The sequence below is a fragment of the Roseateles toxinivorans genome (assembly GCF_004362525.1).
Classification (GTDB): domain Bacteria; phylum Pseudomonadota; class Gammaproteobacteria; order Burkholderiales; family Burkholderiaceae_C; genus Paucibacter; species Paucibacter toxinivorans.
In genome coordinates this window covers 339,235-354,435 of the sequence record NZ_SNXS01000003.1, presented here as the reverse complement: position 1 = coordinate 354,435, position 15,201 = coordinate 339,235, and the positions used below count along the sequence as shown (strand labels likewise).

General features: G+C 67.8%; 15 protein-coding genes. 3 read left to right on the top strand and 12 right to left on the bottom strand.

Annotated features, from left to right (window positions below; all coding sequences use genetic code 11):
* Window positions 1-57: 57 nt before the first annotated feature.
* The gene (locus DES47_RS12975; protein ID WP_133701125.1) at window positions 58-960 is read right to left on the bottom strand and encodes a LysR family transcriptional regulator; all 903 of its coding nucleotides are present in this window, start codon (window positions 958-960) and stop codon (window positions 58-60) included.
* Window positions 961-1,067: 107 nt separating this feature from the next.
* Between DES47_RS12975 and DES47_RS12970 the strand changes: the two genes are divergently transcribed.
* From DES47_RS12970 to DES47_RS12960, 3 genes are read left to right on the top strand one after another with little or no spacing between them, the layout of a single operon-like run.
* Window positions 1,068-2,003: a hydroxymethylglutaryl-CoA lyase gene (locus DES47_RS12970; RefSeq protein WP_133701124.1), complete on the top strand. Its 936-nt coding sequence runs from the start codon at window positions 1,068-1,070 to the stop codon at window positions 2,001-2,003.
* Window positions 2,000-3,157: a CaiB/BaiF CoA transferase family protein gene (locus tag DES47_RS12965; RefSeq protein ID WP_133701123.1), complete on the top strand. Its 1,158-nt coding sequence runs from the start codon at window positions 2,000-2,002 to the stop codon at window positions 3,155-3,157. Before DES47_RS12970 ends, DES47_RS12965 begins: the two co-directional genes overlap by 4 nt.
* Before the next feature lie 37 nt (window positions 3,158-3,194).
* Window positions 3,195-4,172 carry a Bug family tripartite tricarboxylate transporter substrate binding protein gene (locus DES47_RS12960; protein ID WP_425057437.1) on the top strand — a complete coding sequence of 326 codons (978 nt, stop codon included), beginning with the start codon at window positions 3,195-3,197 and terminating at the stop codon, window positions 4,170-4,172.
* Window positions 4,173-4,175: 3 nt separating this feature from the next.
* On the opposite strand, the gene DES47_RS12955 is transcribed toward DES47_RS12960, so the two are convergent.
* From DES47_RS12955 to DES47_RS12905, 11 genes are all read right to left on the bottom strand, one after another.
* Window positions 4,176-4,472: a type II toxin-antitoxin system RelE/ParE family toxin gene (locus DES47_RS12955; protein ID WP_133701121.1), complete on the bottom strand. Its 297-nt coding sequence runs from the start codon at window positions 4,470-4,472 to the stop codon at window positions 4,176-4,178.
* Window positions 4,469-4,699, bottom strand: a complete 231-nt coding sequence (locus DES47_RS12950) for an addiction module protein (RefSeq protein ID WP_133701120.1) — start codon at window positions 4,697-4,699, stop codon at window positions 4,469-4,471. The genes DES47_RS12955 and DES47_RS12950 overlap by 4 nt, the downstream gene beginning before the upstream one ends.
* Before the next feature lie 43 nt (window positions 4,700-4,742).
* The gene (locus DES47_RS12945) at window positions 4,743-5,957 is read right to left on the bottom strand and encodes a toxic anion resistance protein (protein ID WP_133701119.1); all 1,215 of its coding nucleotides are present in this window, start codon (window positions 5,955-5,957) and stop codon (window positions 4,743-4,745) included.
* A complete protein-coding gene (locus DES47_RS12940; protein ID WP_133701118.1) occupies window positions 5,954-6,580 on the bottom strand; it encodes a hypothetical protein in 627 nt (208 codons plus the stop codon). The genes DES47_RS12945 and DES47_RS12940 overlap by 4 nt, the downstream gene beginning before the upstream one ends.
* A gap of 62 nt (window positions 6,581-6,642) precedes the next feature.
* Window positions 6,643-8,313: a vWA domain-containing protein gene (locus tag DES47_RS12935; protein WP_133701117.1), complete on the bottom strand. Its 1,671-nt coding sequence runs from the start codon at window positions 8,311-8,313 to the stop codon at window positions 6,643-6,645.
* Window positions 8,310-9,440: a hypothetical protein gene (locus DES47_RS12930; RefSeq protein WP_133701116.1), complete on the bottom strand. Its 1,131-nt coding sequence runs from the start codon at window positions 9,438-9,440 to the stop codon at window positions 8,310-8,312. The genes DES47_RS12935 and DES47_RS12930 overlap by 4 nt, the downstream gene beginning before the upstream one ends.
* Before the next feature lie 69 nt (window positions 9,441-9,509).
* Window positions 9,510-10,715 carry an efflux RND transporter periplasmic adaptor subunit gene (locus tag DES47_RS12925; RefSeq protein WP_133701115.1) on the bottom strand — a complete coding sequence of 402 codons (1,206 nt, stop codon included), beginning with the start codon at window positions 10,713-10,715 and terminating at the stop codon, window positions 9,510-9,512.
* Window positions 10,715-13,099, bottom strand: a complete 2,385-nt coding sequence (locus tag DES47_RS12920; protein ID WP_133701114.1) for an ABC transporter permease — start codon at window positions 13,097-13,099, stop codon at window positions 10,715-10,717. Before DES47_RS12920 ends, DES47_RS12925 begins: the two co-directional genes overlap by 1 nt.
* A 13-nt stretch (window positions 13,100-13,112) precedes the next feature.
* On the bottom strand, window positions 13,113-13,832 hold the full coding sequence (locus tag DES47_RS12915) for an ABC transporter ATP-binding protein (protein ID WP_133701113.1): 720 nt from the start codon (window positions 13,830-13,832) through the stop codon (window positions 13,113-13,115).
* A 1-nt stretch (window position 13,833) separates the two neighbouring features.
* Window positions 13,834-14,145 carry a chaperone modulator CbpM gene (locus DES47_RS12910; RefSeq protein ID WP_133701112.1) on the bottom strand — a complete coding sequence of 104 codons (312 nt, stop codon included), beginning with the start codon at window positions 14,143-14,145 and terminating at the stop codon, window positions 13,834-13,836.
* Window positions 14,142-15,089 carry a DnaJ C-terminal domain-containing protein gene (locus tag DES47_RS12905; RefSeq protein ID WP_133701111.1) on the bottom strand — a complete coding sequence of 316 codons (948 nt, stop codon included), beginning with the start codon at window positions 15,087-15,089 and terminating at the stop codon, window positions 14,142-14,144. Before DES47_RS12905 ends, DES47_RS12910 begins: the two co-directional genes overlap by 4 nt.
* Window positions 15,090-15,201: the final 112 nt, after the last annotated feature.

The following is a 15,201-nucleotide window of genomic DNA, read 5'->3' as shown; positions in this document are numbered from 1 at the left end:
GGCCGCCGGGTTACCGCACAAACCCCGGCATCGTGCAGCAGCGTGCGCTGTGCGCGCTCAGCTGCCCACGGCTTGTCGTTGCAGATGATCGACCAGCAGCCGGGCCGTGGCCGTCAGCTCCTCGATCGAGCGCATGCAGATCACGAATCGGCGCCGCGCCCAGGCGTCCTGCAGCGGCAGCACGGCCAGGCCCAGCGCCTGGGCATAGGGCTCGGTGGCCTCGCGCGGCAGCACGGCCACGCCGAGACGCGCGGCGACGATGCGGCAGGCGGCATCCAAGGTCGAGACCTGGATGCGGCTGACCCATTGCCGGCCGGCCATCGCCGCGTAACGGCGCAACATCGTCTCCATGATGCTGCCCGGCACGACGCCCACCGTGTCATGGTCCAGCGCGTCGATGAACTCGATGCTTTGGCGTTGCGCAAGCGGATGCTCGGCATGGGTCAGCAGGCACAGCTGGTCGGCGCGGTAGGGCAGGGTCTGCAGGCCCTGCATATCGCCGGCATCCCAGAGCACGCCGAAGTCGGCCGAGCCCTCGCGCACGCTGCGAACGATCTCGGAGCTGACGCGCTCCTCCAGGCTGATGCGCACCGCCTGGTACTGGCTTAAGAAACCGGCCAGATCATCGGGCAGGAACTCCGACAGCACCGAGATGCTGGCCAGCACCCGCACGCTGCCATGCACGCCGCTGGCGAACTCGCTCAGCTCGGCGCGCAGCCGGCCCATGCCGGACAACATCGCCCGCGCCTGGCGCAGCAGCGCCTCGCCGGCGGCGGTGGGCGCAATGCCGCGCCGGCCGCGCACCAGCAGGGGCACCGCCAGATCGGCCTCCAGCGCGGCAATGCGCTTGCTGATCGCCGAGGCGACGATGGCCTCACGCTGGGCGGCGCGGGCAATGTTGCCCTCCTCGCAGACGGCGACAAACAGCCTCAGGGTGATGGGGTCAAAGGCGGCGCTCATGACCCATTGTGACATTCCCATCCGGAACGCTGATAGTTCCAAAATACCGCTAGTGCGGCATTCCGGAATGGCTGAACATTGCTCATCCCCAGCTTCTGCCCCGCCCCATGTCCACCCTCCCCTCTTCGGTCATCGTGCGCGAAGTCGGTCTGCGCGACGGCCTGCAAAGCATTGCCACCGTGCTGCCCACCGCGAAAAAGCTGGAGTGGCTGCGGCGCGCCCATGCCGCCGGCCAGCGCGAGATCGAGGTCGGATCCTTCGTGCCAGCCCGCTTGCTGCCGCAACTGGCCGACACCGCCGAGGTGCTGGCCTACGCCCAGACCCTGCCCGGCCTGATCGCCTCGGTGCTGGTGCCCAATCTGAAGGGCGCCGAGCACGCGATGGCCGCCGGTGCCGCGCTGATGGTCGTGCCGCTGTCGGCCAGCCATGCGCACAGCCTGGCCAATCTGCGCAAGACGCCGGACGAGGTGGTGGCCGAGGTGGCCAGGATGCGCGCGCTGCGTGACTCCAGCGGTTCAAAAGCCATCATCGAAGGCGGCGTCGGCACGGCCTTTGGCTGCACCTTGCAGGGCCAGGTCTCCACGGCCGAGGTCTTGCGCCTGATGCAGGCCCTGCTCGATGCCGGCGCCGACCGCGTCAGCCTGGCCGACACGGTCGGCTATGCCGACCCGGCGATGGTCGATGACCTGTTCGGCCGGGCCCTGAAGATTGCCGGCGAGCGCCTGGCCTGCGGCCATTTCCACGACACGCGCGGCCTGGCCCTGGCCAATGTCTACGCGGCGCTGCGGCTGGGCATCGGGCGCTTCGACGCCTCGCTGGCCGGCATCGGCGGCTGCCCCCATGCGCCCGGCGCCAGCGGCAATGCGGCCACCGAGGATCTGCTGTTCATGCTGCAGAGCATGGGCGTGCAGACGGGCGTCGATCTGCCGGCCCTGCTGGCGCTGCGCGCCGATGTCGCCGACTGGCTGAGCGGCGAAGCGCTGCACGGTACGCTGTGGCGCGCCGGCCTGCCCAAGACCTTTTTCAATCAGCACGCATCATGAGCACAGCCCCCAACACCGAGCGCACCCTGCCCCTGGCCGGCGTGCGCGTGATCGAATTCAGCCATATGGTGATGGGCCCGACCTGCGGCATGATCCTCGCCGATCTGGGCGCCGAGGTGATCAAGATCGAGCCGCCCAGCGGCGACCGCACGCGCAGGATGTCGGGTGTCGGCATGGGCTTCTACCGCAGCTTCAACCGCAACAAGAAGAGCGTGGTGCTGGACATCCAGACCCCCGAGGGCCTGGCCAGCGCACGCGAGCTGATCGGCCAGAGCGATGTGATGGTGGAGAACTTCCGCCCCGGCCTGATGGCCAGACTAGGGTTGGACTACGCCACACTGTCGAAAGACTTCCCCGGCCTGATCTATGCCTCGCACAAGGGCTTTCTGCCCGGCCCCTACGAGCACCGTCTTGCCTTGGACGAGGTCGTGCAGATGATGGCCGGCCTGGCCTATATGACCGGCCCGCCGGGCCGGCCGCTGCGCGCCGGCGCCTCGGTCAACGACATCATGGGCGGCATGTTCGGCGTGATCGGCGTGCTGGCCGCGCTGTGGGAACGCCAGCGCAGCGGCCGCGGCCAGGAGGTGCAGAGCGCACTGTTCGAGAACTGCACCTTCCTCGTCGCCTCGCATATGCAGCAGGCGGCCATGACAGGCGAATCGCCGCCGCCGATGCCGGCCCGCGCCTCGCCCTGGTCGGTCTACGATGTGTTCACGGTGGCCAACGGCGAGCAGCTGTTCATCGCCGCCGTCAGCGACAAGCAATGGACCCAGCTGTGCCAGGTCCTGGAACGCCCCGACCTGCTGGCCGACCCGGCCCTGGCCACCAATGAGCTGCGCGTGGCGATACGCCCGCAGCTGCTGGAGCGGCTGGGCGCCATCCTGGCCGGGCACGACATCGCCGAGCTGTCGGCCAAGCTCGAAGCCGCCGGCCTACCCTACGCCCCGATCGCCCGCCCCGACCAACTGCTGCAGGACCCGCATCTGCGCGCCAGCGGCGGCCTGGCCCCCATGCAGTGCGAGGACGGCAGCAGCACCGACGTCGTCCTGTTGCCGATGCTGATGGGCGGCGAGCGCCTGCCGGTGCGCCAGCCGCTGGCCGCCGTGGGCGAGCACACCGAAGAAGTGCTGGCCCGATTGGAGTCGACGAACTGATCCACAAGAACCACTGCCCTCCGCAGGAGACATGACCATGATCCAGATACATCGCCGCCTGATCGCCCTGCTCGCCACCGGCCTGCTTTGCGCCACCCCTCCCCTCTGGGCCCAGACCTCTGACAAGCCGCTGCGCATCATCCTGCCGGTCGGCGCGGGGTCGGGTGTTGACACGATTGTCCGCGCCGTCGGCCCGGCCCTGTCCAAGGCGCTGGGCGGCCAGCCGGTGATCATAGAAAACCTGCCCGGCGCCGGTGGCATCACCGGCACGGCGTCGCTGGTCAAGGCCGCACCCGACGGGCTGACGATAGGCGTGGTCTCGAACAACCATGTCATCAACCCCAGCGTCTACAAGAAGATGCCATTCGACTCGGTCGAGGACATCACCGCGATCTCGGTGATAGGCAGCACGCCCATGGTCCTGGTCGTCAATCCGGTCAAGGTGCCGGCGAAGAACGTCAAGGAGCTGATCGCCTTCCTGAAGGCCAGGCCCGACGCCTACAACTACGCCTCATCGGGCAACGGCACCATCCTGCACCTGGCGGCCGAGATGTTCGTCGATGAGGCCGGCGTGGTGATACGCCACATCCCCTACAAGGGCTCGGGCCCGATGATTGCCGACCTGATCGGCGGCCAGGTCGAGATGGGCGTGCTGGCCCTGCCTGCGATACAGGGCCACTTGAAGAGCGGCGCGCTGCGCGCCATCGGCGTCGGTGGCCAGAGCCGCTCGGCGGCTGCACCGGAGATCCCGACGATTGCCGAGCAGGGCCTGCCCAACTACGACGCCAGCGGCTGGTTCGCCGTGATCGCCCCGGCCAAGCTGCCCGCCGCCGAGGTCAAGCGCCTGCATGCCGCCTTCATCACGGCCTTCGCCACGCCCGAGGTCAAGGACGCGATGGCCCGCCAGGGCAATGACATCCACCCCAGCACGCCGGAGGCCGCCGCGCGCTTCTTCCGCAGCGAGACCGAGCGCTATGCCAGGCTGGTGAAGAAGTCGGATATCAAGGTGGACTAGGGGTCACTCGATGCGAGAAGCCCAATACTGCGGGCGCTTGCGATGCGGTGCGATGGCGACCACGAGAAGCTCGCTCTGTGAAGGTCGATAGACGACGTTGAACGGAAAACCCTTGACCAGAATGCTGCGGGTTTCCTTGAACGATGGCGCGCCGCCGAGGGGATGGTTGGCGGCGCGAGCCACTGCCGCTTGGACGGCAGATTGAAAGCGAAGGCCGGTACCTGTTCGAGCTTTCGAGTAGTAGGCAACTTCCTTAAGGAACTCAATCTCTGCTGCGGGAAGGAAGCGGACCTTGATCACTTGGCAATGTGCCTAGCCTTGGCGAAGACTTCTTCAGCATCAATCGCCTGCACCGAGCCTTGATCGTATTCGGCCAGCCGACGCTCTATCTCCGACTCCCATGCGGCATCCAGTTGAGCGGCGGCAGGCTCATTGAGCGATTCGAGCAGTTGATCTACGAGGCGCTCACGGTCCTCCGGCGGCAACGCACGCCCACGCTCAACAAGTTCAGCGACAGGATCTGGCATGGAAGACTCCTAGCGGGTTGCCCTCAGTTTAGATCAACACTCCTTACAGCTTCACCGGCCCTGCCACATCCACAGCGGCGCCCACGGCCTCCCGCGCCCGCTGCTGGCGCACCCGGTCCACATGGGTGTCGGCGCGGTCCAACTGCTCACGCAGCATCAGATTGTTCTGGCCCATCACATCGATGGCCTTGGCGCGGAAGTTGTCCATCGCATCCATGGCCTGGAAGGTCTGGTCGAACATTTCCTTCATCTTGTCAATGCCCAGCATCGGGTTCTGCGCGAACTGGGTGGTCTGGTCCACATGCTGGTTCAGCGCGCGGCCGGTCTCGCTGATCAGGTTGCCTATGGTCTCGTTGACGCCCGACAGCATCTCCATCACGCGGATCTGGTTGCCGGTGGCGCGGGCCACCGTCTGCGCCACGGCCAGCGCGCTCATGCCGGTGGTGGCCACGCGGGTGCAGCCATTGATCATCTCGCGGCCGGTCTTCTTCAGCACGTCCAGCGCCAGATAGCCGTTGACGCAGACGGCCTGCTGGGTCTGCACGTCGAGCAGGTTCTGGCGGGCATAGAACAGCACCTCCTGCTTCAGCGCATGGGCACGCTGCGGGTCGGTCGCCTCCAGCGACTGCACCTTGGCGGCCAGCTGGGTGTCCAGGGTCGTGGCAAAGCGCGCCGCGGCGGCCAGCTTCTGCATCGCGTCCCACAGCTTGGCGCGGGTGGCCTCGATGTCGATCACGTCCTTCTGCATGTCATCGCGGGCGGCGTAGAGCTGGCCCATCGAGGTCTTCAGCTGCTCGGCGGCGCTCTGGTACTTGCGAAAATAGGCCTCCAGTTTGTTGCCAAACGGGATCAGACCCAGCAGCTTGCGCGGCTGCATCAGGTCGCCCTCGTTGCCGGGGTTCAGCTCGTCGAGCTGGGCGCGGATGCTGGAGATCGCCTTGTAGGCCGAGCTGTCCTCGATGCCGTCGAAATTGCGCTGCATGAAGCGGCTCTGCATCAGGTCGGAGGCGCCGGCAATCTCCTCCTTGCCCAGCGCAAAGGCGCTGTCCAGCCGCGCGCGAAAGGCGTCGGACTGCACGTCCTCGCTGGCCAGCGCGTCGATGAAGCGCAGCACCTGGGCATCGACCTGCTGCTGCAGTTCCGGCTTGAGCGGCACGGCCTCGCGCGCCGCCTCCACGGCCACCGGCGTCAGCGCTTCGGGGGGCTGCAGCTGGAATGAAGTGGCTGCGGGTGTGGTGGTCGTGGTCGGGCTGTTCATGATTTGAGCTCCTTGTCGGCGAGATTGAGCGCAGGGGCATCCAGGCCCTGGGGCCCGAACTTCTGATTCAGAAACTTGGAGTGCACCAGGAAGGCATGCGCGTCCTGGGCGGACAGATCGTCACCAAGCTGGCGCAGCTTGGCGTCGAGCTCGTCCAGCGTGTCGGTGAAGGTGGCCTGGGCGGTCTTGCCGTTGTCCAGGACCTTGGTCGTGGCAAAGGCCGCCGGTATGGCCAGATAGGTGTTCAGCGCGTCGGGCAGATAGCTGATGGCGATATGGCGCGCATGAAAGCTGTCCTGCAGCGACAGGCTGCCACGCGAGCGCTCCCACTGCTGCAGCAGGGCCTCCAGCGCCTCGCACAGCTCCAGCACGCGCTTTTGCAGCGCCAGCGGAATGCGCTTGTCGGGGTTGTATTCGGTCAGCTGGCGCACGCCCTTGAGAGCACGCTCCATGGCTTCACGGGCATCGCCCTCGTCGCTGAACTCCAGCACCGCCCACTCGGGCTCGCGCGTCCAGGGCCAGCCCAGCCACAGGCCGCCGATCACGAAACCGGCCAGATAGCCCAGGCCGGCCATCGGCAGGGCCAGGCTGCCCAAGAGGCCCATGGCCTTGAGAACAAGCATGAGGCTGGCCAGTCCCAGGCCACACCAGTTGGCCGGGGAAGCCAGGAGGCGAAACAGCGCCGTCATTGATAGGCCCGGATGTCCTTGAACACCGTGTACAGCGGCGTGCTGCGCGCGTCGAACACGCGGCCACCGGTGATCTTGACCAGGGCCTTCAGGTCGGCCTCGTTGGCCTCGCCGAACAGCACCATGAACACGGGAATCGCGCGCACGTCCTCGGGCAGGGCCGCATAGTCGCGCTTGAAGGCCTCCAGATTGCGGCCCTGGTTGTTCTCACCATCGGTGAAGGCGACCACCGAATACTGGTAGCCAGGAGACTTCTCGCGCTCGGCCAGCATGTGCTGCAGCGACTCGAACACCGCGTCATACAGCGCCGTGCCGCCCTTCATGCGCAGCCGTTCGGCCTTGTCGCGCACCTCGGCCAGCACGGCCTGCTTGGCCTCGCTGTCGGCCTGCTCCTGCACGCCCTTGGCCCCCACCTTGCCGGCGGGCAGCTCGAAGCGCACCAGGCCATAGGGGTTCTCGGCAAAGGGCTGCAGCCACAGGCGCTCGCGATTCGTCAGCTTGGCAATGCGCCCGGTCAGCGAGGCGTCGGCCCCGGCGATGTAGTGCAGCGCCTGCACCAGCTGATCGCGGCGGCCGCCGCCGGCCATGCTGCCGCTGGTGTCGAGCACAAAGGTGCTGGCAATCGGTGTGCGGAATTCGTTCAGATAGGCGGCTATCAGGCCATCGGCCAGCGCGCGGTCGGGCGAGAACGGCAGCTCCACCTGGAGGCCCTGGCGGGGTAGCAGCTCCTCGACCTTGGCCGCGATGTCCTGCTTGATCGGCCGACGCAAGGTCTGACGCGCCAGCCACGCTTGAGCCGCATCGCTCTTCAGATAGTCCACCACCTTGAGGTAGTCGGCGAGCCTGGCCTCGTCGAGCAGCATGAAGGGATAGTCGGCCGTGCTGACGCCCTCAAACGGGTAGATCAGGTGCAGCTTCTCGCGCAGCTTGCCCGAGGCATTCAGGCTCAAGAGCCAGCTCTCGTAGTTGATGAAGGCATTGACCCGCGTGCCCTGCTGCAGGATGAACTGCTCGGACAGATAGGTCGAGTTGTCGCCGGGCAGCTTGTAGCCCTTGAGGAAATCGGCGATGGCGCCACGGTCCACGTCGGCCGCGTTCAGCGCCTCGGCCTTGCCGCCGGCCGAGGCCACCACGCCCATCAAGGCCATGAAGCCCTGGTTCGAGGTGGCCGGGTTCGACAGCGCATAGCGCAGCTTGCCGGTGCGCGCAGCCGCCGCGATGTCGCTCCAGGTCAGCTTGGCGTCTGCTCGGTCCCAGCCGTACTTCTTCGCATCGGATTCGCTGACGCCGACGGCGATCGGCGACAGCATGATCTTCTCCTGCAGCTTGACCCGGCCCTGACCCTGCGGGCTGGACAGCAGGTACTTGGCATTGGCGAACCAGGCCGCGTCGGCCTTGGCCTCGCCGCCCAGCACCGCCTCGGTGCTTTCCATCGTGCCGCCGAACTTGAAGCGCAGATTGACGCCGGTGGCCTTCTTCACCATCTCCTCCAGCGGCTGCACATCGCGCAGATCGCTGGTGGCCAGCACCTTGAACTCGGCCTCAGCTACCGCCGGGGCCGACACCGCCGCGGGTGCCGCAACAGGCGCTTCGCTCCTGCCCACCTTCTTGACCACGACATAGACCAGGGCCAGCGCCGCCACGCCCATCCACCACTTGAACTTCATTGCGCCATCTCCCTGGCCACCACATCGATCATCTCCGCCATCAACTCGAACGAGGGCGGGTCCACCACCTGGCTCAGGCGCGGCTCGACGGCCAGGCCGGTGGGTTGCAGTGCGGCCATGAAGCGCTGGGTGTCCGCGATCCGGAAACCGTACTCCACAGCAATGGACTGCAGCTCGGCGTCATTGGCCAGCAGCTCGCCCAGCGCCTTGGCGCGCTCGTTCAGCGACACGAACACGACCTTGTTGACGATGGTCGGCTGCGGGTAGAGCAGCACCATGTCGGCGCTGACGCCCTTCTTGGCCATGGCGTGGCTGACCAGCTGGTTCTCGTAGATGAAGGCCATCGGCGCCTTGCCCATGCCGATGGCGACATAGTCATCGAAGTTGCCGTTGACGTAGTTCTCCTGATAGCCCTGGCGCTTGAACAGCTCGGCCAGCTTCAGGGCGGTCTGCTGGGCGGTGGCGCGGTCGGTGACCACATCGCCCAGCAGTGCCTGGCTGGTCAGCGCCAGGTACATGGCGCCCGAGTTGCTGCGGCGCAGGTCGGTGGTGGAGACCAGCACGCTACGCGTGACCTCATAGGCGGAGGCCTCCTTCAGGTCCTTCCACTTCTTCTTGGCCAGCATCAGCTCGGTCAGCCTGGCCATGTCCACGCCATAGACCTTGGGCGAGATCGCCCTGGCCAGGCCATTGGCGACCAGGATCTTGGCAATCGGCTCCCAGGAGGCGATCACCATGGGCGTGTGGAAGGGCGAAACCTGGGCAGCATTGAGATTGGCCTTGCGCGCCGCGTCCACCACCTGGTTGGCCGCCACCACGCCGGACGGGAACAGAAAGTCCTGCTCGGCGCTGACCTTGGCCGCCATGTCGCGGCTGCCGACACGCTGCACCGCCACCGGCAGGCGCTTGGCGGCCAGCCGCTTGACGACGCGCTCGTCCTTGAAATAGGCCTCGACGTCGAGCGCGATCAGGCCCTTCAGCACCACCGTGGAGGCGAGCTGCGCCTGCTCCTGTTGCGCCGTCTGCTCTTCCTTCTGGCCACGCAATGCGAAAAAGAGGCTCCCGCCAAAGCCGGCCGTCAGCGCAAGCGTGATCAGTGCTCGCTTCGTCTTCGACAGTTCCGCCATGCCTCGCCCCTTTGTTCTCTATCTGCGCCGCGCAACTTGCGCGCAAATATAGACGCAAAAGCGATGGGGCTAGACAGTGCGCACCTTGACCCGGGCCCCGTCCTTGACGGAGGTCTGCGGATAGACGATCACCGAGGTGCCGGCCGCCGGCCCCTGCTTGAGCCAGGCATGGCTGGCGTTGCGCGCCCCAACCTGCACCTTAGTGAGCCGGGCCCGGCCGCCGTCGACGACGAACACGGCCATCTGTCCCTCGGGGCCGGGAAGCGGAAACACCGCGCTGACCGGCACACGCAACGCGGTGTCCATGGCCAGCGTGACGATGCGCACGCCGACGCGAAAACCGTCGCCCAGCGCGCGCCACTGCTCGGCCGGGCTGGTGATCTCTATCAATACCTTGACGCGCTGTTCCTCGACGCCCAGCGCCGAGACCTTGGTGAAGGCCGCCGGCTCGACCAGGCGCACGCGGCCCTGCAGGGTGCCGGTGCCACCCCAGCGCTCGATCAGCACCGGGCTGCCCGGCCTGGCCTGCAACGCATCCGCGGTCAGCAGCTCGGCCACCACCTCCAGTGCCCGGGTGTCGCCAAGCTCCACCAGCGGCGTGCCCAGGGCGACCACGGTCTCGCTGGTCTGCAGCACGCGCAGCACGGAGCCGGCGATTGGCGAGCGCAGCGCAAAGCCCGCCGCTCCGAGGCGCTGCGGCTCGCGCACCGCCAGCAGCGCGGCCTGGGCCTGCTCGACCTCGTGGGCGGCGACATGCCGCTCCTGCACGGCGGCGTCCAGATCCTTCTGCGCTGCCAGCACACCCAGGCGGTCGGTCTCCAGCTTGGTCGGTGCGACAAACCCCTGCTTGGCCAGCTGCTCGCTGCGCTGCGCCTCGTTGCGCGCGCGCAGCACGGCAACCTTGGCGCCCTCGACGCGTGCCAGCACCGCCTGCTCGCGGGCCTGGGCGCTCTCCACGCGCAGGCGCTGCTCGCGCATGCTGCGCTCGTCCAGCAACGGCGTCATCACCGGCGTGATGCCGGCCACCACGGCATTGGCAGCGATCACATCGCCCTCGCGCAGGCTGATACGCGTCAGCAGGCCGGCCAGCGGTGCCGAGACCACATAGCGCTCGCGCAGGCGCGTCTTGCCGTCCTCGTCGATGGTGGTCTGGAAGCTGCCCTGGCTGATCGCCGCGGCTTCCACCTCAACCGGCCGCGGCGCAAAGGCCCAGACCACCAGGGCCACGGCGGCCACCGCGCCGCCAGCGATATACAACCATGTCGTCTTCTTCATCATTCCCTCGTCTTCAAGGCGGCCACCATGTCCAGCCGGTCGATGCGTCGGCGCACCACCAGCGCGCTCGCCACACCGGCCACCACCACGCACAGCGCCGCGCCCACATAGGTGCGGGCCCGTATCACCACCGGAAAAAAGAACTGGTCGGACTTCAGGAGCTCGGTGATGCCATGGGTGAGCAACAGGCCCAGCAGCATGCCCAGCGGCAGCGCCACGGCGATGACGATGGCCAGCTCTCCCAGCAGCAGGCCCGAGACCTCGGCCCGGGTGAAGCCCAGCACGCGCAGGCTGGCCAGTTCCCAGGCCCGCTCGGACAGCGCGATGCGCGCATTGTTGTAGACCACGCCGACGGCGATGACGCTGGCAAAAACGGTCAGGATGGTGCTCATGATGCGCACATTGCGCGCACTGATCTCCTCCATATTGCGCAGCATCGTCGCCTTGCTCCAGGCCCCGGCCACACGGGGCATGGCCTTGCTGGCCTCCAGCACCCGTGCCTCGCCTCCGGGCTGCACGGCGACCACATAGCCGGTCGTCACATCGCCGTCGCCCAGGGCAAGGTTCAGCGTATCGCGGTCCATATAGGCGTTCAGGCCCATCATCTCGCGCACGGTGGCGCCGACGGGCAGGGTCAGGGTGCGCGCGCGGCCCTCCATCACCTCGATCTGCACCGGGTCGCCGACGCGCAGGCCCAGCTTGTCGGCCAGGCGGTCGGTGAGCACCAGGCCGCGGCCATCGAGCAGGGTCTCGCGGCGGTCCACGTCGATCACCCGGTAGAGCTCGGGCCGCCCGGCATAGCCACGGATCATGCTGCGCTCGCGGCGGTGGCCATTGACGAAGGTGACCGAGACGAAGCGCGTCGCCTCGACGCTGTTGACGCCGGGCAATCGCGCGATCTCGTGGCGCACGCTGTCCTGCACCGGCTCGGCCGTCCACAGCGTGACGTCTCCGCGCAGGCCCAGGGTCAACTGCGTGTCCAGCACCACATCCATCGCATCGCGGATGTAGTTGCCCATGATGACGATGGCCAGCGCCGCCGCCACGCCACCGACCGACAGCAGGGTGCGCAGCGGGCGGCGCTCCATATTGCGCAGGATCATGCGCAGCGCCGGCGCCATGCGATGGATGCCTAGCCGCTCCAGCACCGTGCGCCGGTAGCTGCCCGGCGCGGGCGGGCGCATGGCCTCGGCCGGCGGCAGGCGTACCGTGGCCAGGATGGCGTTCAAGGTGCCGGCCACGGCCGTGACGACGGTGACGCCGGTGCTCAGCACCAGCAGCCAGGGCGCAATGCGATGCTCCAGCAGCGGGAAGTGGAAGAACTCGGCGTACAGCCCGCTGAGCTGGCCGCCCAGCCAGTCGCCCACCAGCAGCCCCAGGCCCAGGCCAAGTGCCACGATCAGCAACACCAGCTTCAGATAGTGCGCGGCGATGGCGGTGTTCGGATAACCCAGCGCTTTCAGCGCCGCGATCTGCTCGCGCTGGGTCGACACCAGCCGCGCCACCACGACGTTCAGCAAGAAGGCGGCCACGCCAAGAAAGATCGCCGGCAGCACCGTGCCCAGCACGCGCTGCTCCTTGATCTCGTTGTCCAGCATGGCGTGCGAGGTCTGCTCGGTGCGGCCATGGGCCTCGCGCCCGCCATAGGGCGACAGCAGCCGCGCCACGCCATCGATGGCGGCCTGTTCCGAGGCCCCCGGCGCCAGCTTGATGGCTACCCGGTTGAAGGCCCCCTGCATGTCGTAGGCCGCGGCCAGCGCCTCGCGGTCGACCCAGAACACGCCGAAGCCGCGCGCATCGGGCATGCCCCACAGACCGGCGAAGATGAACTCGGGCGACAGCGCCGTGCCGACGACGACCAGGCCGCGCTGCTTGCCATTGATCAGCGCATTCAGACGCGCGCCGGGCTTGAGCCTGTGGGCCTGGGCAAAAGCCTCGGACACCAGCACCTCCAGGCTGCCATCGGAGCGCGCCGCGCCGCGCCCTTCCTGCACACCGGCCAGCGCGCGGCCGCTGCTGACGGTGACCAGGTTCATCCGCGCCGGCGCGCGCCAGTCCACGCCGATCAGCTGGCCGATGATGGGGTCGGCCAGGCCCGGCAGCTCGACTCGCACCACCTGCTCCAGGGTCGTCTGCACATCGGCCACGCCGGGCACGGCGCGCAGCTGCTCGGTCAGCGCCAGCGGCGCCCGCTTGAGTCCGGCGAACACATCGGCAAAGCGGCCGCTGGCATAGAAGCGGTCACGCGCCAGCGCCAGCGAATCGACCGCCGACAGGCTGGTGATGAAGCCGCCGATGCCGCTGGCCACCACCAGGGCGATCGTCAGTGCCTGGCTCCACATGCGGCGCAGATCGCGCAGCAGCTTGCGGTCAAGGGCTTTCATGATAAAAAGTGTTTCACCAGGTCAGCTCGGAAGGGTCGAGCTTGTGCGCATTGGTCTCGATGCGCAGGATCTTGCCGTCGCCGAGGTAGACGACCCGATCGGCCATGCCGGCGATCGCCGCGTTGTGGGTGATGACCACGGCGGTCGTGCCGATCTCCTTGTTGATGCGCGCAATCACCTCCAACACCAGCTTGCCGGTCTGGTAGTCCAGCGCGCCGGTGGGCTCGTCGCACAGCAGCACATCGGGGCGCTTGACGATGGCCCGGGCGATCGCCACGCGCTGCTGCTCGCCGCCGGACAGCTGGGCCGGGAAATGGTCGCGCCGCGGCGTCAGGCCGACGCGGTCTATGGCCTCGTCCGCCGACATCGGGTGCTCGACGATATCGGTCACCAGGGCGACGTTCTCGCGCACCGTCAGGCTCGGGATCAGGTTGTAGAACTGGAACACGAAACCGACATGCTCGCGGCGATAGCGGGTCAGCTCCGACTCGCTGGCGGCGCTCAGGTCGTGGTCGGCGAACATCACCTGGCCGCTGCTCGGCACGTCCAGGCCGCCCAGTATGTTCAGCAGCGTGGACTTGCCGCTGCCCGAGGGGCCCAGCAGCACGATGAATTCGCCACGGGCAATGTCCAGGTCCACGCCGCTGAGCGCGTTGACCACGACCTCGCCAGTGCCATAGCTCTTGCTCAGACCCCGGGCGCGGAACACCGGCGCCGCGGCTTCGGTCGACATCTCACTCAAGGCCGGCACGCCGCAGTCGCGATCGCAGCGCCTCGATCTCGTCCAGCAGGTCCAGCACCAGTGCCGTGGCCGCAGCGCTGAGCTCCAGATCTCGCGTCAGGCGCAGGGCCGCCTGGGCTCTGCGCAGCGACGAGCCGGCAAACTGCCAGTCCTCGGGGCCGTTGCCGGCCGGCTCGAGCACGCCCTCCTCGACCAGGGCCATCAATTGCTCGGCCTCGGCACGGCAGGCCCGGCACAGCTCGCCCAGGCTGAAGTACGAGGTCTGTTCGACGATCACGCCCTGCACAACGACTGCCGTGCTCATGATGCTGCCTCCACACGGGGATTGAACTGCTGGAAGCCACGCGCCAGCTCGGCATAGGCCTGCTTGGCCGCGTCGGTGTCCGCGGCCGGCAGCGCGATCGTCAACACCGCATACAAATCGCCCGGCGGATCACCGGGCAGCCCCCGGCCCTTGAGCCGCAGCTTGCGCCCGGCCGCCGAGCCCGGCGGGATCGTCAGCTCGACCTTGCCTGTCGGCGTGGGTGCGCTCACCGTGGCGCCCAGCGCGGCCTCCCAGGGCGCCAGCGGCAGATCGAAATAGACATCGCGGCCATCGGCGCGGAAGGTCGCGTGCGGCTTGAACACGATCTCCAGATACAGGTCGCCCGCCGGGCCCTCGCCCAAGCCAGGGCCGCCCTGCCCCGCCAGCCGCAGATGCTGACCGGCACGCACGCCCTTGGGGATCGCTACCTCGACCTTGCGCTCCTGCATGGCGACACGGCCCTGTGCGTCCGTCACCGGCAAGCGCAGCGTGATGGTGCGCGTGGCGCCGGTGAAGGCATCCTCCAGCGCGATCTGCACCTTGGCATGGTGGTCGCCGCCGGGCGCATGGGTCGCGGCGCGCGGGCCCCGTGCACCACCGGCCTGGCGGCCGAACAGTGCCTCGAAGAAATCGCTGCGGTCCATGCCGGCGCCAATGCCGCCATCCTTGCCGCTGAACTCGAAGCCGCTGGCCCAGCCCGGCGGCGGCGCAAAGTCCTGCCCGCCCGCTGGCCCACGGCCGATGTCGTCATAGGCGGCCCGCTTCTCCGGGTCATGCAGCGCCTCGTAGGCCTCGGCCACCTCCTTGAAGCGCGCCTCGGCCTGCGGCTCCTTGCTGACGTCCGGATGGTATTTGCGCGCCAGCTTGCGGTAGGCACGTTTGATCTCGTCCTGCGTGGCGCTGCGCTCCAGGCCCAGCGTGGCGTAGTAGTCCTTGAACTCCATGGGGCGTTCCGATGCTCGGTATGAGCTGCTGACGGTACGTCGCGACGGGGGCAATGGGCTTGCGTTTGATCAAGGGCCGAGCCCCGGAACAATGTCGTGTGTCGATGTCCGG